This is a genomic window from Arcicella sp. LKC2W (assembly GCF_034931005.1).
Taxonomy (GTDB): domain Bacteria; phylum Bacteroidota; class Bacteroidia; order Cytophagales; family Spirosomataceae; genus Arcicella.
In genome coordinates this window covers 162,582-183,677 of record NZ_JAYGIN010000017.1, presented here as the reverse complement: position 1 = coordinate 183,677, position 21,096 = coordinate 162,582, and the positions used below count along the sequence as shown (strand labels likewise).

14 protein-coding genes and 2 tRNA genes are annotated in these 21,096 nt (G+C 34.3%); 4 read left to right on the top strand and 12 right to left on the bottom strand.

Features of this window, described 5'->3' with window-relative positions:
• Positions 1-94 precede the first annotated feature (94 nt).
• Positions 95-1,132 (bottom strand): DNA polymerase beta superfamily protein, encoded by a 1,038-nt coding sequence (locus VB796_RS14905; protein ID WP_323347355.1) that lies wholly within the window; start codon positions 1,130-1,132, stop codon positions 95-97.
• Between the two features lie 89 nt (positions 1,133-1,221).
• Positions 1,222-3,417 carry a hypothetical protein gene (locus VB796_RS14900; protein ID WP_323347354.1) on the bottom strand — a complete coding sequence of 732 codons (2,196 nt, stop codon included), beginning with the start codon at positions 3,415-3,417 and terminating at the stop codon, positions 1,222-1,224.
• A 201-nt stretch (positions 3,418-3,618) separates the two neighbouring features.
• Here VB796_RS14900 and VB796_RS14895 point away from each other — a divergent pair, with 201 nt between their 5' ends.
• Positions 3,619-4,626, top strand: coding sequence for a WYL domain-containing protein (locus tag VB796_RS14895; protein ID WP_323347353.1), 1,008 nt, complete (start codon positions 3,619-3,621; stop codon positions 4,624-4,626).
• Between the two features lie 191 nt (positions 4,627-4,817).
• Here VB796_RS14895 and VB796_RS14890 read toward each other — a convergent pair whose 3' ends face one another.
• The 10 genes from VB796_RS14890 to VB796_RS14845 form a co-directional block, all read right to left on the bottom strand.
• Complete coding sequence (locus tag VB796_RS14890; protein WP_323347352.1) at positions 4,818-5,150, bottom strand: LytTR family DNA-binding domain-containing protein; 333 nt, start codon at positions 5,148-5,150, stop codon at positions 4,818-4,820.
• 245 nt (positions 5,151-5,395) lie between these two features.
• The gene (locus VB796_RS14885) at positions 5,396-6,091 is read right to left on the bottom strand and encodes a CoA transferase subunit A (protein WP_323347351.1); all 696 of its coding nucleotides are present in this window, start codon (positions 6,089-6,091) and stop codon (positions 5,396-5,398) included.
• 61 nt (positions 6,092-6,152) lie between these two features.
• Positions 6,153-6,230, bottom strand: a tRNA-Val gene (locus VB796_RS14880).
• A 16-nt stretch (positions 6,231-6,246) separates the two neighbouring features.
• A tRNA-Val gene (locus VB796_RS14875) sits at positions 6,247-6,324 on the bottom strand.
• Between the two features lie 213 nt (positions 6,325-6,537).
• Positions 6,538-6,885, bottom strand: coding sequence for a HopJ type III effector protein (locus VB796_RS14870; protein ID WP_323347350.1), 348 nt, complete (start codon positions 6,883-6,885; stop codon positions 6,538-6,540).
• 190 nt (positions 6,886-7,075) lie between these two features.
• Positions 7,076-7,453 (bottom strand): LytTR family DNA-binding domain-containing protein, encoded by a 378-nt coding sequence (locus VB796_RS14865; protein ID WP_323347349.1) that lies wholly within the window; start codon positions 7,451-7,453, stop codon positions 7,076-7,078.
• A gap of 155 nt (positions 7,454-7,608) precedes the next feature.
• The gene (locus VB796_RS14860; protein ID WP_323347348.1) at positions 7,609-8,670 is read right to left on the bottom strand and encodes an AraC family transcriptional regulator; all 1,062 of its coding nucleotides are present in this window, start codon (positions 8,668-8,670) and stop codon (positions 7,609-7,611) included.
• A 448-nt stretch (positions 8,671-9,118) separates the two neighbouring features.
• A complete protein-coding gene (locus VB796_RS14855) occupies positions 9,119-10,579 on the bottom strand; it encodes an alpha-L-fucosidase (protein ID WP_416233526.1) in 1,461 nt (486 codons plus the stop codon).
• Positions 10,580-10,708: 129 nt separating this feature from the next.
• Positions 10,709-11,737 (bottom strand): sialidase family protein, encoded by a 1,029-nt coding sequence (locus VB796_RS14850; protein WP_323347346.1) that lies wholly within the window; start codon positions 11,735-11,737, stop codon positions 10,709-10,711.
• The gene (locus VB796_RS14845; RefSeq protein WP_323347345.1) at positions 11,734-13,164 is read right to left on the bottom strand and encodes an alpha-L-fucosidase; all 1,431 of its coding nucleotides are present in this window, start codon (positions 13,162-13,164) and stop codon (positions 11,734-11,736) included. Before VB796_RS14845 ends, VB796_RS14850 begins: the two co-directional genes overlap by 4 nt.
• A gap of 334 nt (positions 13,165-13,498) precedes the next feature.
• On the opposite strand from VB796_RS14845, the gene VB796_RS14840 reads away from it, so the two are divergent.
• The 3 genes from VB796_RS14840 to VB796_RS14830 all read left to right on the top strand — a co-directional run bounded on the left by VB796_RS14840 (position 13,499) and on the right by VB796_RS14830 (position 21,012).
• Positions 13,499-16,096: a hypothetical protein gene (locus tag VB796_RS14840; RefSeq protein ID WP_323347344.1), complete on the top strand. Its 2,598-nt coding sequence runs from the start codon at positions 13,499-13,501 to the stop codon at positions 16,094-16,096.
• Positions 16,097-16,311: 215 nt separating this feature from the next.
• Complete coding sequence (locus VB796_RS14835; RefSeq protein WP_323347343.1) at positions 16,312-19,395, top strand: SusC/RagA family TonB-linked outer membrane protein; 3,084 nt, start codon at positions 16,312-16,314, stop codon at positions 19,393-19,395.
• 12 nt (positions 19,396-19,407) lie between these two features.
• Entirely contained in the window at positions 19,408-21,012 is a 1,605-nt protein-coding gene (locus VB796_RS14830) for a SusD/RagB family nutrient-binding outer membrane lipoprotein (RefSeq protein ID WP_323347342.1), read from the top strand.
• Positions 21,013-21,096 lie beyond the last annotated feature (84 nt).

The following is a 21,096-nucleotide window of genomic DNA, read 5'->3' as shown; positions in this document are numbered from 1 at the left end:
TTAGTGGCCACAGAGCCACAAGGACACTAAGTTTTCCTCAATTTTCAATATCACTAATTAAAAACTCTTAGAGCCTTTGTGCCTTAGTGGCTAACTAAACATCCGTAACGGCATACCTTACTTGTAACAACAACTCATTCACAAAATCCTTATCCACATCATCAGGCAAATCGCTTTTTTCAAAATAGGAATTTAGTCTCAAAATATCCGATTCGGCTTTTTCCATGAAGCGTTCCAAATCAATTTCTCCTCTCCGAATTTTCAATAAATCTGTCGCATTTGGTCGCCTGACGATGATGGTTTTTTGCTCGGCAATTTCCAAAGCCATGTCCAACAACCGCTGACAATGCAAAAGATTTTTACCATCAATTTGTTGTCCGTGATTCTCAATATCCACATACCGTTGCGTATTTCGATTTTTCAGCCAATCGGTATATTGCACAAAATCCTTGCAATGACTTGAATATCCTTCCTTGTTAAAATACAAAATCGTTAAATCCTTCTCTCCTTTCGGTATGGAACTCAATCTGATGTTATCGCCATTTTCAGCCATAATTCCACGATAACCCAATTGTTTTGAAACGTCATAATATAAAGCATAACAATCCTTAAAATGGGCTAAATTGACTAATCCACAGCGTTTTTCATCTAAATTATTGTCAAATAAAAAGGTTTCTAAAGGCAAAGTTTTACCATTTTGATAGACAAAACAAAAATCCATCAACGATTTCCGCACCATCCTTTCTTTTTCCCAATTCATCTTTTTATCCAAACCTTTCGCCTTTTTGATTTGGGCAACGGCATAACCACCAAAAGAATGTAAACACTTCTTGGTCAAGAATTTATCACGATGTTTTAGAATTAAATCAAAGGCTGGATGTTTTTCGATAATACAATCTTGGGGTATAAAAAGCAATTCCAACATCGTAGGATTTGCCGATTGAAGCAATTGCAAAAACCGCCGAACTTCATAATAACATTCATCTTTGCTGACCTCAATTTGTTCTTTATAACCAAAACTCACCAACTCACGAGTCTCTTGCACATACACACCCTTAAAGTCGGTATCCGACCCAACAGTATTTGTTCCATAGGCTTGACTACCTACGATGGTTTTGAAGATTATGTTCATTTTCTTAAATGTTGATAGTACAAACTAAAACACACTATGTAATATGTTTACATAGTGTGTTTTTATAATTTTCTTAAATTCAAATGTAATTAACAAAGAGCTTTAACTGCTAAGTACAATTTTTTCAAATGACTATCTGATAAATCTAAAATAGGTTCGTACATAAAAGAATTTAAGTGTATATTTTCAGGTGTCATTAGATTTACTTTTTCTAAAGTCTGAATGTTTTGCGTTGGAACAGAATCATCCAATTTTATTCTATCATATAGTTCTCTCGTTGGATTCTTTTTCTTTGCAATATTTTCGATAAAAGAGTCATCATTTATTTGTCCAATCATATATTTCTCGGCAATTAATCTGATTCCAATAGAAAGAACTATTTTTTTCTCCAAATTTAATTCTTCAACCAAATTAATTGAAAGGCTATCCGACAATTCCAAAATTAACTCCAAAACAGGTTTTGATTTGTTTTGAAAAACCCTTTCTTGTCTCAAAACCAAATTAAATACATCTTCTAAATCTTGAACCGTGATAGTCTCTGAATTTTTTTTTATGTGTAATAATGAACTCAATTTGATATACAAATTATCATTGACTCCAATTGTATATTGTATTATGTTTCTAACGAAAGCAATACCAGCTATCATTATTTCATCATTTTGATGAAATTGATTTTTCCAGTACTCAAAAGGATTCTTTTGATATATTTCTTTCTTCAGTGTTATTTCTCCATTCTCTTTTCTGGAATTCAAAACATTGCATTTGTAAATATTTAACCTTGCTGATACAGTTCTATGAAAATCAAAATTATGAGTTAATATAATCATATTGAATAGACCTGTGTCAAAATTCTCTTTTAAATACTCAATAATAGCATACTTATTTTTATAATCGAATGAATCAGCTATATCATCAATTATTAAAAGAGTTTTGTCCTCAGTATTTTTTTTCACTTCGATTTCAAAAATTACGTTCAACAAGTATCGAGCTCTTTTTTCACCCAAACTCAAACATAAAAGAAGTTCATCTTCACCTATTTTAGTATCCTCACCTGTATATTCATCAGTATATTTATAAATAATTTTAGGGGAAGCACTATGAAGAATTACATCTACTTGATTTTCTACAATAAGCTCAAAAGGTACAATAAATCTATCATTAAAAATTTTAACAACCCTTTCCCAAGTTGTAACTTCATTTCTGGCAACCTCCGCTATTTTTGCAATTTCTTCTTTACCATCTTTATACAGTTTTAGCAATTCTTCAAATAGAACCTTTTCTTTTTTAAGATACGAAATCCAAAGTTTTTTATTAAACTCTCCTAACTTTTCTAATTCGGGAATAATATCTTTATTGTTCTCTAAATATGTGCGAAAATCTCGTAACTGCTTATTTTTAATTGCATTGTCGATGGCATCAAATTTTCCCTTTAATTCTACATTGTTTAATACTTGATTTTTCTCATCATCAAATATTTGAATCAATTCTTTTTCTGATGTTATCTCCTTTTTTGTATTTTCCTGTGAATCGAATTTATTGCTATTTAGAAAAACTGTATGACCCGCTGGGAAAAAACTATTTCCCTTTAAACTTTTGATAATCTCTTCCGCATTATAATGATTGAAGACCCCTGTCTTAAAATATGTACATTTCGAAATCAAATCATTATAGACTTCTATGTACTCTTTTATCTTAATTTTAAAATCTTTTGTTCCTAAAAATTTTAAAACTTCTGTATTAAAAATTTCCGAATATAAGATGTTTGAGAATAAAGGGTCGGTACTATCAAAAATAGTATTTTCAAGATTTTCTAAAATGTTATAAAAATTCATTCCATTCCCCATAAATGACTTTATAAATTCACTCTCAACATCTTTTTTCAAACCACTTAAATTTGATAATTCTTTTAAAAGTTCATTTTTCTTATCATCAAGACTTTTTACGATAGCTTCATATTTTTCTTTAAGAACATCATTGACTAATAAGGTTGTCTGTTTTTCATCAGATTTATATTTTTCAATATAAGGTTTTATGACCAAAATTTGGTTTGCATGTAAGTTCTGCTCCCCATCATACTTTACTTCATATGTTGAAATACGATTTTTAAATATTCTATCTTCTGATTGCCTTCCTTTAATAATATCACAAAAAACTTCTGCAAAAGATGTTTTCATAGCTCCATTTTGAGCATAAATTATAGCCGCTCTGCAATTTTCAAAATTAAAGGTGGCTTGCATTTTTTTGATTCCATAGCAGTTTTGAAGGTTTACGTATAGTTTATCCATATTCTTTTGTTTTTAGTTTTAAATTATCGCAAATGGTCATATTGTAAATTTAGTATAATATCTACATTTGATAATACAAAGCTAAAAAACCACTACGCAATCTATTTGCGTAGATAAAAAATAATTCAGATATTTATAAAATCCTTTTAAATCTGCGTTGCTTGCATCAGCGTAATCTGTGTGCCTAAAATCCAACAAACCATGCCAGCCAACCGCAACGCCCTCATTCGCTACAAAACCATTGATGCTTGTCTGAAAAACCGATTCAGAAACTGGACTTTGGAAGATTTAATTGAAAAAGTTTCGAATACACTCTATGAATATGAAGGCATCGAAACCATCAGCAAGCGAACAATCCAAAATGATATCCAGATGATGCGGAGTGATAAATTGGGTTATTTTGCTCCAATCGTGGTTCTGGAAAAAAAATATTATACTTATGAAGACCCAAATTATAGTATTACTAACATTCCCATTTCAGACATTGACCTCTCTCGGATGAACGAAGCCGTTGAAATGCTAAAACAATTCAAAGGATTTTCGCACTTTGAACAATTGAATGAAGTCGTTCAAAAATTGGAAGACCATGTATATTCGGTAGGGAAAAAGAAGAATTCTGTGATTGATTTTGAGAAAAATGATAATTTGAAAGGACTTTCGTATTTAGATATTTTGTATCAGTCGGTGGTTCAGAAAAAAGCTATAAAGATGACCTACCAATCCTTTAAAGCACAAGAACCAAACGTATTTTTTTTTCATGTTTGGTGGTTGAAGGAATTTAAAAACCGTTGGTTTGCGGTAGGAGTTCGTAAAGAAAATGGTTCAATATCCAGTTTAGCATTGGATAGAATGGTAGACGTTAGTTTGTCGGACGATGTAAAATATGCTGAAAATCAAGACCTTATTCCTGAAGAATACTACAAAAATGTCATTGGTGTAACCGTAAGTAATTTACGCCCGATGAATGTAAAGATTTTTGTCATCGCCAAACACGCTCCTTACGTAGAAACCAAACCTTTGCATCATTCACAAAAGATCATTGAAAGAAATGAAGAAGGTATCATCATCGAAATAAAGGTGCAACACAATTACGAATTAGAAAAGGAGATTTTGGGCTTTGGCGAAGTAATGAAGGTTTTGAGTCCAGAGAGTTTTGTAAAAGCAATTAAAAAACGATTGATAAAAGCGAGTAATAGGTATGAATTATGAGGTCGTAGGTATGGGGTTTAAGGTTACTTTCAAGCATTAATTAACCGCATAACTAATACCTATAACCTTATAATTCATACCTACGACCACATATTTAAACGAAACTCTAAAAAACCACAGATAAAGTAAAATCAGTTCTATTTGTGGTCTATCGTTTGTCTTCTGACAAACCCTTTAGTTCCGTATTTAAATTACACTTCCTTCAAAACCCCTTTTCTTCTCCGAGAAACCATAGCCGTGAGGTTATTTTCTAACATCAATTGAGATTCATCTATATTATAATCAATCACATAGCGTGGATTGATCATAAATGATTTGTGAACACGCAAGAAACCTCTCGCTTGCAAAATTTCCTCATAAGTATTAATACAATGAGCAAACATTTTAGCCTTGCCATCACGCAAGTGAAAAAGCGTATAATTTCCTTCGCCTTTCAACATGATGATACGGTCGATGAATAAGGCAATATTTCGTTTAGAATCCACTGTGAGCAGTGCGTCTCTATGGGCTATAAGATTTGACATAAGTTTATTAGAGATAAGACGTTGAGGGCGTTGCGGATTTTATAATGTAGCTTTTCAAATCGAAATGTACATTGCAGTATTATTCATAAAAAAATCCTTTACAACCACTTAGTCGTAAAGGATTTTTATTTGGTAACAAAAAATATACTTTTAAAAAATTAAATGCAAGTCAATTTCACTTTTCACCCATTCCTTATAAATACTCAACTTCCTTACCCATATACTCTCATTAACTCATAACCATATTACCCATTAACCGTTCTTTTCTCAATTCTTTTTTCGTAATCTTTTCCTTGAAAAATTCTTTGAACGTAAATTCCTGGGGTATGAATTTGAGCAGGGTCGAGCGTTCCAACGGGTACTAATTCTTCCACTTCGGCAATCGTAATTTTTCCTGCTGCGGCTGCCATTGGATTAAAATTTTGGGCTGTTCCACGATAAATCAAATTTCCAGCGGTATCGCCTTTCCATGCTTTAACAATGGCAAAATCAGCTTTTAACCAACGTTCCATCAAATACATTTTGCCATCAAATTCTCGCATTTCTTTTCCTTCCGCTACTTCCGTCCCTACTCCCGCAGGGGTAAAAAATGCAGGAATACCTGCTCCACCTGCTCGCATACGTTCTGCCAATGTACCTTGTGGTATTAAATCAACTTCCAATTCTCCTGCCAATAATTGACGCTCAAATTCCTGATTTTCACCTACATAGGATGAAATCATTTTTTTCACCTGACGAGTTTGTAAAAGCAAGCCAATACCAAAATCATCAACTCCTGCATTATTTGAAATACAAGTCAAACTTTTCACACCTGTACGAAGTAAAGCAGCAATACAATTTTCGGGTATTCCTGATAAGCCAAAACCGCCCATCATGATTATTGAACCATCTTTAATATCAGCGACTGCTTCGTCTGCTCCCGAAATTACTTTATTTATCATAGTATTGAGATTGGATTTAAAACAAAAAAGTCCTCAAAAATTGCTTAATGAGGACTTAAAGTGGTGGTCCCACAAGGATTCGAACCTTGGACCCCCTGCTTGTAAGGCAGGTGCTCTGAACCAACTGAGCTATGAAACCGATTTACTTATTAAAATGGTGGTCCCACAAGGATTCGAACCTTGGACCCCCTGCTTGTAAGGCAGGTGCTCTGAACCAACTGAGCTATGAAACCATTTCTTATTTCCGTTTCTTTTAACGTGGTGCAAAATTACAGCTTCTCTATTAATTATGCAAGTCTAAATATTTAAAAAAAAATTAATATTCTTAATCACGTTGATAATCAATTATTTATCGAAAAAAATATTTTAAACTTTTTTTAATTTCTATCAAAGTTAAAGCTCATTATCACCATAATTGGGGGTAACAACGAGCTTTTCCAATATTTTTATGCTTTCAAAGAAAGAGCATTTCCTTCAAATTTAATTCCTTCCCATCCGAATTTTATAAAATTGCGAATATTTTGGTGATTATCTCCTGTTGGGTTCTCTAAAACATCAACGTTATAAAATGCACCAAAGCAAGCTAAAGTCTGTACTTGAGAGAGGTTTTGTAATTGAGCAAAAGAGAATAATTTGCAAGAACCCGAATTTTGTCCTGCTTCATTGCGGGTTTCTCCGTTTTGGAAAGCAGTTGGCGTAAAATCGTAATTGGCATCAATAAGTGCAATTACTGCTGCGAAGTCAATACTTTCTGAACTGTGACTTAGCTTTTCTAAGAAATTTTCTAATGACATGATTTTGTATTTAATTAGTTTTCAAAATTAAGACAAAATCATCATTCTATTAAACGGCATTAGTAAATAAATGCCAATAGCACTCATTTCTGAATGCTATTGGGGTCTATCAAATTCTGCACAGATATTTATAGACTCTTACCATTATGTGGGTGTTAGGTCAATATGTTGTAAAAAACGACAATTAATGTCAATTTATTTCTTCAATTATTTGATTTTTATTTGAAAGCTCAAGCGATTTTTTCTGTAATATTTCTCTTCTTTTCCTTCGAGAAAGGGCTAATTGTATTCCGCCTCTAATCTGTAAAAAGTCTGTATTTTCGGTAACATTAAAGTTTTGAACATAATTTTTATTTACACAAAATGTTCGGTGAATTCGAATAAAATTTTCATTTAGAGAATTGTTGATATGAAAGAGTAAGGTTTTTGTAGAAATTTTGACTGAACCATCCTGTAAATGAATTAAAGTATAATTACTATTACTTTGCAGATACAATATATCTGAATAAAGTATTTGCTCAAATTTTCGATGTTTGTTGGGTAACAAGAAATAATGATTATCTCGCATTTTCTTAAAGTTTGGATATAGTTGATATGCTCGTGGGCGGTTGGAATACAAGCTTTAAAGAATGCACAAAGGTAGGGCATGAAATTTTCTCGTAGCTAATCCAAAACGATAAATCAATAATCCATTAAGACATTTTTAGAGCGTGAAATAGATAGTTATTTCACGACTTCGGAAGGTAAAATATTATGGTATTTTTTGAATGCAGCCGTAAATTTTCCAGGATTTTCATATCCTAAAGATGAGGCAATATTTTTAATTTGAACGTCTGCATTTTTGAGAAGTTGTAAGGCTAAAACCATTTGTTTTTCCTTGAAATACTGATAAATGGATTGTCCATAAACTCCTTTAAAAACGACCTTTAATTTAGATTCTGACATATTTATTTGCTTGGCGATGGCTTCAATACCTATAAAACCTTCGGTCAAATTATCCATCAATATTTTCTCAACTTTTACTAAAGCTACACGGTCGGCTTCGTTTTGTGGAAAAATCTGTTCTAAAACTTTTTCTTTATTGATATTGGTAAAAAAAGCAGAAATAAGGTCAAGTGTCTGTATTTTTAAAGAAAGTGTATTAAATCTTTCTTCGCTATCATTGAGAAGGTTTTTCCAGATTTTTTGAGCCGTAGCTTCTGCATCAGGTACGACATCGTCCCAGGTGATATGTCCAGCATGAAGATTTAGAAAATTTTGCAATTCCGTTTCTGTCCCTTTTCCCCCAAATAAATTTTGGTTTAACCAAGTATGATTAAACACAAAATTCAAGAAAAGCCCTTCTGTTCCTTTGTAATGATAAGCGTCAATTTCACTACCAGGTTTATAAATTGCCCAACTTTTATTGGGCATCGCAATTTTATTGACGTGCATATTTACCAAAGGAATGTCACAACGGTAAAGTGAAAATGCTAAGAAATAATAATCAGAACCACCTTCGTCATAAATGGCTCTGGTATGTACATTTACTTTAAACTCAATTTGAGTAGCAAGTACCCAAAAGCCTTTTTCAATCTCACGATACCGCATTTCTCCCTTCGTAAAAGGATTATTGGAATGAATAGATTGTTCTAAAGGATTGTATTTGGTAACGGGCATTTTCTTCAAACTCTCAACCATTACGTCAGGAGAATTTGATAAATAAGGAAGTTCAAAAAAACCGTCGTGGTAATAAAAAAGGTATTTTTCAAAACTCTTGAGCCACTTCTTAACTCGGCTTAACATTAATATTTTTGTGGTTAGTTATTCGGTGTAAATTTATGACAATTTTTCAAAAAATAATCAGAAGAGAAGGAAAACTCACTGGAGCGTAAAAGTGTAGAAGTTTGAGTTTGAAAATAAATGAACGAAAGAGGGCATTCGAAAAGTTGTAAGTGATAAGGAGTAAGAACATTATTGGGATTTTGAAATAACATTTCCCGTTACGACCTACAACTTAATGACTTATTAACTTTACAAATACCCTCCTTTTGTAAAAGAGCCGTAGGCTCGGGAGATTTTGTAGCCCCGAAATTTATTTCGGGGAAATAACGAAAATTTAATTAAAGATTTGTTTATATAAAACCGTTCCAACAAAACACAATGATTTTTTTGTCATTTTCACCCCGAAATAAATTTCGGGGCTACAAGATGAGTCAAGCCTACGGCTTTTTTCAAGAGTGCCAAAGTAAAACTAAAAAACTTCAACATTTGAAAGTACAGGACAAGCTCTTGAATCTAAAATATTTACACGAATTTTATCCGTTTTTTCTGGTGATATTTTCACAATTCGTTTGTAACCAATAGTGGTTTCGTTGGCAACAGTTTGCCATTTTCCATCTTTCCAGACATCAATACTAAAGGTTTTTATACGTTGCCCTAATTGGATATATTCTTGTAATAAAACGTACTTTACCGTTTTTTGTGACCCCAAATTAACTTCTAATCTTGCCGTTTTAACATCGTCATTCGTTGCCCAATAAGTGCCTTTATTCCCATCTGTTAAAGCATTTGGAGTAAAACCAGTACGGTACGAATTTGCTTTTACGACTGCTTTTACCGCTAAATTTTCACCCAATTCTTTTTTCATTAAAGCACTAAAACCTTGCAAAGCTTTTACGTCGTTTGCGTGAAATTGTCCCGTTCTATCAGGCGGAACATTCAATAATAAATTTGAACCACGACCTACTGAACTCAAATAAATTTCAAAGAGTTTTTCGGGAGTTTTCACTAAACTATCTTCTTTAGCATGATAAAACCAACTTGGTCTGATAGAAACATCGACTTCAGCAGGAACCCAGTTTTTACCTTCGGCAGAACCTGTATTTAATAATTCTTCAATACCTCCTTTTCCTGCATAAAGGGTATCCGTTGTGATATTATTCCAATTGGTTCTACCAGCTTTTCCTTGTTCGTTTCCTACCCAACGAATATCTGGACCCGCATCACTAAAAAATACTACATTGGGCTGAATACTACGAATCAGTTTCAAGGTTTCTGACCATTGATAAAATGTTTTTCCATCAATTTTACGTTTTTCGTTTGCTCCTCCATAAAAACCGTCTCCTCCATTAGCTCCGTCAAACCACATTTCTGTTACTTTTCCGTATTGCGTAAATAGTTCTTTTAATTGATTTCTGTAATAATCAACGTAAGAAGGTTTTCCGTAATCAGCTCTGTTTCTGTCCCAAGGCGATAAATAAACGCCAAACTTCAACCCTGCTTTTTGGGCAGCGTCACTGGTTTCTTTGACAATATCGCCTTTGCCGTTTTTGTAAGGACTATTTTTGATAGAATGTTCTGTGAATTTACTTGGCCAAAGACAAAAACCGTCATGATGTTTAGTAGTTAAAATCATCATTTTGAAACCCGCATTTTTCAAATTACTTGCCCATTGGTTTGCATCAACGTTGGTCGGGTTAAAAACCGAATTGCTTTCATCGCCGTAACCCCACTCTTTATCAGTAAAAGTATTGGTTGTGAAATGAATAAAAGCGTTCATTTCCATCTCATGCCAAGCTAATTGTTTGGCGGTGGGAATTGGATAAACGGGAGCTGGAGCAATTGTTTTTTTGACCTGTGCTATCGAATTTATTGAAAATACGAAAGCGATTAGGAATGAATAATATTTGAAAGAAATATTCAATTTTAACATAGTCGTAAGATTAGTAAACTGTTTAAGGAAATTGTAAAATTAACGTATCATATTTGACTTTGACTAACTTCTCGAAAGTTTTAAAACTTTCGAGAAGTTCCCTAATCAACACTTATTAAACAGTGTATTTTATTTAGCTTTTAAAACAACGTGTTTGATTTTTTTACGGTCAAAAGTGTAAGTAATATGAATTAGACCATCACTTGTTTGAATGACGGCTGGATAACTAAATTCTCCTTGTTTTTCGTTTTCAAGTTCGTAAATATCCGTCCAATTGATGCCGTCTTTAGAATGAGCTACTTTCAAAATATTTCTTCCATTCGACCATTCTTTTCCAGCCAATAGCGGATTATAAATCAAGATAAATGAACCATCTTTGAGCGTTACGGCATCAATGCCCGAGTTGGGATTTGGTAAATTAGTGGGTGTTAATCTTCCCCAAGTTTTTCCTTTATCAATCGACCAAGACTGAATGATTCTGTTCTGTTTACTTCGTAAAAGCATTTGCAAAATTTCTCCTTTATGCACCAAAATACTGGGTTGAATTACGCCATATTCGCCACAATCAATATCAATTTTTTGCCAATTTTTGACATTTGAATCTGAGATTTCGAGGTGAGATTTCCAAATTTCTCCCTTTACACTTTCGGTACTTGATGGATGCAAAATTTCTCCAGAACTCAACTGAATAGATTTATTTCTGATTGGTCCAAGCATATCATTGGGCAATTTTTCTGGTTTCGACCATGTTTTGCCATCATTCAATGAGGTTTTCATCATGCCCCACCATTCTCTGGGATTTATACCTACTTTATAAAATAGAAATAATTTCCCCTGTTTATTTTTGAGAAGTACAGGATTCCAACAAGCATATTGTTTTCCTTCAAAAATGCCGTCAGCTACTTTTTGGGGCTTTTTCCAAACATTTTTTTCGAAAGTGGAAACCCAAATACAGACTTTGGGATTACTCTCATATTCTCCCGCAAACCACGCTGTCATTAATCGAGATTTTGACAATTCAACAATTGTTGAGGCGTGACAGGCTTTTTCCTCCGCATTTTCATTAATAAATCCATTTCTAACTAATTTGTACTGAGAAAATCCACTCGTGTAAACGATGAGGAACAAGAATGTGAAGGAATATTTAGAATATTTCATTGCTCAAATTTAAAGGCTAAAGCGGGTGATGATTTATATTTTTCAAGCATTTTTTTGGGTAAAGCGACTTGTACGGCATTGTCTTTTATTTCCCATTTCAAATTCACAATTTCGCCCAATAAAGTTACTTTGCTACCCGCTTTTGGCAGGTTTCCCGTCCATGAAATAATACTTTCGGGAGATTGTCCTTCGGGAATTCTCACGAGTGCATAATGCGTTGCGTTTTGTCCTTTCGTAAAAAACACCTCTTTATCATGAAATTCTTGGATAGCTCTGGTATTATAAATAGCTTCTCCGTTGGTATTTAACCAATCCCCAATTTGTTTTAGGCGTTCTATCTGCACGGGCAAAAGCGTTCCTTCGGCAGTTGGTCCAACGCCAAGCAATAAACTTCCGCCTTTTGCCACCACTTCAATTAAAGAGTGAATGACTTTATTTGCCGTCTTAAAATTATCATTTGGCACATATCCCCACGCATCCCCGAGTGTAATACAACTTTCCCAAGGCGTATCCGACATTGTTTTTGGAATACTTTGCTCTGGTGTACGATAATTTTCAAATTCGCCATGCACCGTTCTATCCACAATCAAGAGTCCTTTCTGATTTGTACGAGCCATTTTTGCGGTAGCAGGCATATCAATTTCTTGATTAAATTCTGGAATTCTTGCCCCCCACGAACGCACTTCGTCATTGACCGTTTCGAGTGGACGCACCCAGCCACCATCAAGCCATAAAATATCAATACTGCCGTAATTGGTCGTTAATTCATTAATTTGGTTACGGGTAAATTCCTTAAATTTATTCCAACGCCAAGGAAATTTACGAATATCATAATTAGCATTTCTATCGGGAGTAGCGTATCTATCCCACCAAAAAAATTGCGAATGCCAATCTGGTTTTGAATAATACGCACCAATCATAAAATTTTCTTTTCTGAAAGCATCAAAAACGTATTTGGCAACATCCGCTTTTGGATTAGTGGCAAAAGGTCCTTTACTAATGCTAAAATCAGAAAATTGGGTATTGAACATCGCAAAACCGTCGTGGTGTTTTGTGGTAAAAACAACGTATTTCATGCCCGCACTTTTGGCAGATTTCGCCCAAGATTCAGGGTCAAATTTGGTAGGATTGAACTGACTATTTAAGCCCCAATACCATTTTTTGTAGTCGTCATATTTACTGGTAGAATCTCTGGTAATCCAATCTTCATTACAAATTTGCCACGATTCAATAATTCCTGGCACGGCGTATAAACCCCAATGGATAATCATTCCAAATTTTAGATTTCTCCAATTTTCCAATTTCTGCTTCACTGCGGAATCAGTAGGATATTGATATTGATATTGAGAAGATGTTTGATGAATGGAATTTTGGGAAAAAGCTGAAATGGAAAATACCAACAGTAATATAATACAGATTTTTTTCATGTTCGTTAAAGTTTAAACAATCATTATACGATAAGAGCCTTAAATGATGCACAATTAGCACTAAATCATTGTTAGAATTTGCATTTTGACTCGTTAAAAAATAGCTTTGTATAAAAGCTACAAGCGTCAAATTTATAAAGGTCGATAAATAAAAAATTAATATTTGATTAATAAGACATCAAGCAATTATGGTTTGACTTATTCATTTCAAATGAACACCATTAATTTATTGAAAGTGAGCTTATTGTATCAAGCAATAAATCAAAACTAATTTTCAGTAACTGATTAGCATTTACCCAATCAACAAACCCATTAATACATTACAATTGATAATATGTGGAAGAGCCTCTTTAAATCTAAATTTCTTTATATATTCTTTGTTGGTCTGGTGGTAAATCAGGTAGCGGTTGGACAAGAATATGGATTGGAATTTTTGGGGCATGAAGTCGCCATTGACAAGCGAACATCACTCATTTTAGGAAAAGAACGTAGTTTTTGTCCCAAACAAAACACCGCTTTAGAATTTGACTTAAAATTCAAACCCAAAGTAAGCTCCTATTTTGGTTACGTTTTTAGAATTATTGACGACGACAATAGAAATATTGATTTACTTTTCCAGTCAGACTCAAAAGGTAAACAGCAACATTTTAGAATTGTTTCCACTGGGCAAGACATCAAAATCGGTAGGCAACTTGACTCCCTTGCCTTATATGCTAAATGGAATCATTTTAGGATTTTCATTCAAGATAATCAGCTTCAATTCTACTGCAATAATCAACTTTTTGGCAAAGGAACATTACCTTTTAGGTTTAACAAATGCTTTAAAATTTATGCAGGAGAATGTTCAAATCCGAAGTTTTTGACAAGCGATGCTTTACCCATGTTTTTGAGGAATATTATTCTAAAATCAGACGAAGAAATCATTCACCATTGGACACTAAAAGAAGTTTTCGGGAACTCATCATTAGACATTATCGCTCAAAATCAAGCAGTTGCCAAAAATCCTCAGTGGTTATTAAAAGACCATTACGAATGGAAACTTTTGAAAAAAATCAAATTTAAAGGTAATTCAAGCTTTGCTTTTGATGAAAAATCACACCGAATAATCATCAATAGCGACCTCCGCACGTACTTTTTCAATACATTTAATGACGCTTTTTCTGCTAAAGATTTTGCAACAAAATACCCAAAATTTACTTTTAGCGATAATAGCATTTTTCTTAAAAATCAAAATAAGTTAATCAATGTTAGGCTGAACGAACAGAAAATTTTCCATTATAATGAAGCCCAAAACACTTGGGATATTTCGCCCAATGAGCAATTTAATTTAACCGAATACTGGCATCATAATAAATACATTTACCCAAATGACACCGCATTGGCTTTCATTGGTGGATATGGGCAGTTCAAGTATAAAAATAGAGTTCAAAAATTCTCTTTCAATACCCAAAAATGGTCGGATATTGCCCTAAAAGGTGACATTATCCAACCACGTTATATGTTTGGATTGGGACATCAAGGAGCAACAAAATCCTTTATTTTTGGGGGTTTTGGCTCAAAATCTGGCGACCAAGGCTTGAGTCCACAAAATTATTATGACTTATTTGAAATTGATTGGCAAACCAACACCACCAAAAAAGTTTACCAACTTCCTCTTCCTGATTCTTCTTTCGTGGTTGCTTCGTCAATGATTATTAATGACGATAAAAAAACATTTTATGGACTGATTTACAATCAGTTAAAGTTAAAATCAAGTTTACAATTAATAGAAGGTTCTCTTACAAAACCACAGTTCCAAAGAATTTCTAAAGAGATTCCCTATAAATTCATGGACGTGTCCAGTTTTGCGGATTTGTATTATGACAAAGAAAATGGGAAGTTATTTTGTGTGACAAGTTTCTTCGATAGAACACCCGTTGACTCAACCGAAATAAGTATTTATTCACTCAATTTCCCTCCGACGAATCTTACCGTATATGCCCAAACAAGCAGTAGTTTTGGAGAGAACAATCTTAAATTTTGGCTTTATGGCTTATTGATTATCCTTAGCTTAGCCGTAGGACTTTGGTATTTTAAGAGGAATAAATCAGCGAAAAAAGAAGTTATTTTCACACCTAAAGAAGAGAAAACACAGCCATTAATAAGCGTTGAAAGCCCTCTTGTTTCCCTTTTAGGAGAGACTATTAAAGAAGAGAAAAGTGGTAGCAATACCGCAAAAATATCGTTATTTGGGACATTCAAAGTTATCAATAACCAAGATATAGATTTAACCAATCAATTTTCGCCATTGTTGAAAGAGATGTTTTTGTTCATTTTATTGAATTCAATTCGTTGGAACAAAGGCATCGAATCTTCAAAATTGAATGAAATATTTTGGTACGACAAGTCAACAAATAGTGCCAGAAATAACCGTTCTGTTAATATTACAAAATTGAAATCCATATTTGAGCAATTATTGGGCATTCAAATCAATAAAGATTCTGGCAATTGGAAAATCATTTTTGAGCCATCTCAAATCAATATTGACTATTACGAAATCCAAAATCTGACTCATTCAAAAAAGGTTTTGAGTAATCTTCAAATCAAAAAATTATTAGCTATTATCAATCAAGGTTCATTTTTATCCAACCTTGAATATGAATGGTTAGATGATTTTAAAGGCGAAATTTCCAACAAAATTATTGATGCACTTTTGGCTTATACCGAACAACTTACGGTTGAGAATGACGCTGAAAAAATTGTAGAAATTGCCGATAATATTTTCAAATTTGACTCGGTTGATGAAAAAGCAATGTCACTAAAATGCAAGTCATTAATTCATTTAGGGAAACATTCTTTAGCCAAAAGTTCTTATGAAAAATTCGCAAAAGACTACCAAAGACTTTATTCTGAAGAATATACCATTCAATATAGAGAGTTTTTAGATTTATAAAATCGAACTTAAATTATTTTAGCATTTCCACAAAAAACGCCTTTCTGATAGTCCAGAAAGGCGTTTTTTGTGTTTTAGACTCTATTATTATAACGTCATTAAGATGAGTTACCGCATTGTTAATCAAATATTAATAAAAAATTATTCGCTCAAACATAATTTTATTTTCAGTTAATATTAAACTATTTAATCTAATTTAAACTAAAACACAAATTATGAAGAAAACGCTACAAATGTTTTGCTACTGCTTCATTTTTGCTATTTGCTCGCTTCAAGGGTTTGCCCAAAAAATGAGCATAAAAGGAAAAATATCAGACGAAGCTGGAGCACCACTTTACGGGGTAAATGTTGCCTTGCAAGGAACAACCAAAGGAACTGTTTCTAACGACAAAGGAGAGTATTCTATCGACGCAAAAGCAGGAGATATTCTTAGTTTTAGCTATGTAGGTTTTGGGGTAAAAAAAGTAACAGTTGGCAGTCTTAGTGTGATTAATGTTGCTTTGTCTCCTGAAAATGGAGCGTTAAATGAAGTAGTTGTAACAGCATTAGGTATTTCAAAAGAAGCTCGTAAAGTTGGTTATGCGGTAACTACGGTTGGTGGTGACCAAATGACCAAAGCCAGAGAAACCAACGTTGCTTATTCGATGGCTGGTAGAGTGGCAGGTTTAAATATCTCGGGTACAAACGGAGGTTCTGGTTCTTCAGCAAGAATCTTATTGAGAGGTATGGCGAGTTTTACGGCAAGTTCTCCATTAATCGTAATGAACGGTGTACCAATTGATAATACCCAAAGAGGTAGTGCTGGCGAATGGGGTGGTGCTGATAACGGCGACGGTATCTCTAACCTTAACCCTGATGATATCGAAAGTATGTCGGTTTTGAAAGGTGCTTCGGCTTCGGCACTTTATGGAGCAAGAGCAGCAAACGGTGTAATTTTGATTACTACAAAGTCAGGTAAAAAAGGTAAAATGTCAATCGACTATAACCTAAATGCAGTAACTGACCAAGCTATCAATTTTACAGATTACCAATACGTTTATGGACAAGGTTTGAACGGAAAAAGACCAACCAACACAACAAGTGCATTGAACAGTGGTATGTTGAGTTGGGGTGAGAAATTAGACGGTGCTTCAACGATTCAATTTGACGGTAAAAGTTATGCTTACTCAGCGGTAAAAGACAATATCAAAAACTTTTACAGAAGCGGTTCTTCTTTGACAAACTCAATCTCAATTTCAAACGGAAACGACAATGGGGCATTCCGTTTATCAATTGCCAATTTGAGTAACAATTCTATTCTTCGTAATAGCGGACTTGACCGCAAAACTTTCAACTTCACAGGTTCTCAGAAATTTGGGGATAAATTGAAAGTTGATTTAATGTTCAACTATGTTGATGAATTGAACGCCAACAAACCACAGTTGAGTGATGGCCCAATGAACGCCAATAACATTAACTTCTTGGCAACCAATCTCGACCAAAATGTGTTGAATCCAGGTTTTGATGCAACAACTGAAAACGGTAACGAAACCCAATACAACGATGATATTTATGTAACGAATCCTTGGTTTGTGGTAAATCGTTACAAAAATGATGTAAAACGTAAACGCATGATTTCTGCAATCACGGCGAAATATGACTTTACGAAAAACATTTACTCACAAATTCGTTTAGGTTATGACCAATTGAATGACGGAATTTTCAAAATTACGCCAACAGGAACGGCTTACTCAAATGGTCAGAAAGGTGGATTTGATGAACTTTCTACGGCTTCAACTTCTGAACTTAACGCAGACGCAATCATTGGCGGTAATTTCAACTTAGTAAAAGATATTAGTGTTGATGTACTTGGTGGCGTGGCAATTCGTAAAAACAAATACGATAGAATGGCAATTGGTGGTGGACCATTCGTGATTCCATTCTTTTACAGTCCATTAAACGTGCTTTCATTCAACCGTTCTTACGACTACAACGAAAAGCAAACAAACTCTGCGTATTATTCAGTTGATTTCAACTACAAAAATCAGTTAATTTTATCAACAACTGGTCGTTATGATGCTTTCTCAACTTTACCAGTAAACAACTACGGTATTTTCACGCCTTCAGTATCATTAAGTTATGACTTCACGGAATTGGCTAATTCTTCAAAATTGAGCTACGGAAAATTAAGAGCATCTTATGCCGTAGTAAGTGGTGAGCCTGCAAGTCCTTACAGTACTTCACAATATTATAGTGTAGGTTCTGCCATTCAAGGTACAACTACGGGTTCATTCAGTAGCACATTACCAAACTTATTCTTGAAACCATATACGCTTTCAGAATTTGAAATTGGTACTGAATTGAAGTTTTACAAAAATAGATTAGGCTTAGACCTTGCGTATTTTAACCGTAAAACAAACAATGAAATCATCAATGGTTCATTGTCGGAATCAACTGGATTTAGCAACCAACAAATCGGAACAGGTTCTACTCAGAATTCTGGTTTAGAGGCTTTAATTACGGCAATCCCTGTATCTACTGGAAAATTGAAATGGTCAACTTCATTGAACTTTACGTTTATCAGCAACAAAATTGTTGAAATCAACGGTTCAGGTTCAGAACAACAACAATTAGGTTTAGGAACTTACCGTCCATTAAACGCAAATACTGCATTGATTAAAGGCTTACCTGGCCCACAAATCATGGCTTATGATTACGTTTATAACAACGGTAAAATCGTAGTGGATGCTTCGGGTATTCCTGTACAAGCAGCAGAACGTACACCAATGGGGTCAGTTTTACCTAAATTTTATGGTGGTTTCAACAATGAGTTTACTTACAAAAACTTCAATTTCTCATTCTTGATTGATTATCGTTTTGGTAACAAAGTGCTTTCTGCGACTAACTATTACACCATTTTCAGAGGTTTGAACCAAATCACATTGGCAGGTCGTGAGACTGGCGTTGTGGCAGAAGGTGTAACGGCTGACGGTGCTGCTAATACTGTTAATGTACCAGCTCAAACTTACTACCAAAACTTAGCAAGAAGAATTTCAGCGTTGAACGTAATGGACGGAAGTTTCATTAAGTTAAGACAAGTGACTTTAGGATACACAATCAATCCTAAGTTATTTGGCAACACACCAATCAAGGCAGTTGAAGTATCATTAGTTTGTAGAAACTTATTTACATTCTTGAAATATACCGACAACATCGACCCAGAAGCAGGTTTCTCTCCGATTTTAAGTTACGCAGGTATTGAAGGTAACAGTTTACCATCAACCAGAACTTACGGTTTCAACCTAAATGTTAAATTCTAAATTCGGATAAATATGAAAAAAATAGCATATATATTGACATTAATTACGGTATTTACGACTTCTTGTACTGACAATTTCGAGTCTATAAATACCGACCCAAACAAGACGAGTTCCGCAGTTTTTAATCCAAATTACCTTTTATCTCAATCTCAATTTGAGTACGGAAATACGGGTTATTCACAATTACTTTTCCAAAGTATGTGGACTCAAGTGCTTGCTTCAACGTTTTCTTATTACGGAAACGGTGATAAATATGTACCTTCTGGAAGTTTTATTGCTTATCAAGGAAGAGTACACGAAGAAACGTACCGTGCGGCTTCATTGTCTTACGAAATGCAAAATTTGACAAAAGACAAACCTGAAATGTCAAATTTGTACAACATTGGTACAATCATGAAAGTGCTTTGTTTATCTCGTATCACAGACTGTTACGGAGACGTTCCATATTCTCAAGCATTAAAGGCTAAAGAAGGAATTACGTTACCAAAATACGATTCACAATCAGCCATTTATCCAGCAATGCTTACTGAATTAGATGCTGCCATTACGGCTTTGAACACTTCAAAAGCAGGTCCAAGTGCAGATTTAATGTATGGTGGAAATGTTACGAAATGGAAAAAATTTGGTTATTCATTAATGCTAAAATTAGCGATGCGTTTAACAAAAGTTGATGCCGCAGCCGCTAAAACTTGGGCTGAAAAAGCATACACAGGTGGTGTTTTTGCAAGCATTGACGATAACGCAAAAGTATTAACAGACAACGCAACAAACGGAAATAATACAAGTGGTGCATTAAGAGTACCAGATGATTATCGTGAAGTAAGATGGAGCAAAACCTTCATTGATTATTTAAAAGCAACGGCTGACCCACGTTTGAGTGCTATTGCAGAAGTTTCTCAAGATGGTTATGCCAAAAATACTGACCAAAATCTTGCAGGAGATAACAGCGAAGCAATTCAAGTTGGTTTACCAAATGGATACGATTTGAACGGCGGTACAACTGACGTTGCCAAACATCCACAATATCCAGGAGCATCGGGTACAGGAGCAGACGTAGCACGTGTAGGTAAATATTCTCGTCCACGTACTTCCGTTTTCATTGATAGAAGTGGTGTAAACTTCGTATTGACTTATTCAGAAACTGAACTTCTTTTAGCAGAAGCAAAAGTAAGAGGTTGGAACGTTGGTACAACTACCGCAGCAGACCACTACAAAGCAGGCGTAAAAGCAGCGGCAGCTTCATTAACTCAATTTAATACTGCTGCAAGTGCAGATGCTTCAATTGCAAAAGCAGTAACTGCAATGGACGCATTTTTAACGAAAAACCCTTTGAATGTTAGTTCAACAGAAGCATCTTTAAAACAAATCAATGAGCAAATTTGGGTAGCTACTGGTAGCACATTCAACTTCATTGAAACATGGTCTAACTGGAGACGTTCTGGATACCCTGCATTAACGGCGGTTGTTTATCCAAACGGTTTCTCAAACGGTACAATTCCACGACGAATTCCATACAAATCAACGGAAGCATCTTACAACCCTGATAATTATAAAGCTGCGGTTGCTGCTTTAACAGGTGGAGATACTTTCACATCTAAAATTTGGTGGGATAAGTAGTAATTTTGTTTCATAATAGAGATTTACTGAAACGGAGCTATATTTGCTCCGTTTCTTTCATTTAAAGTCAACCCGAAATGCTTT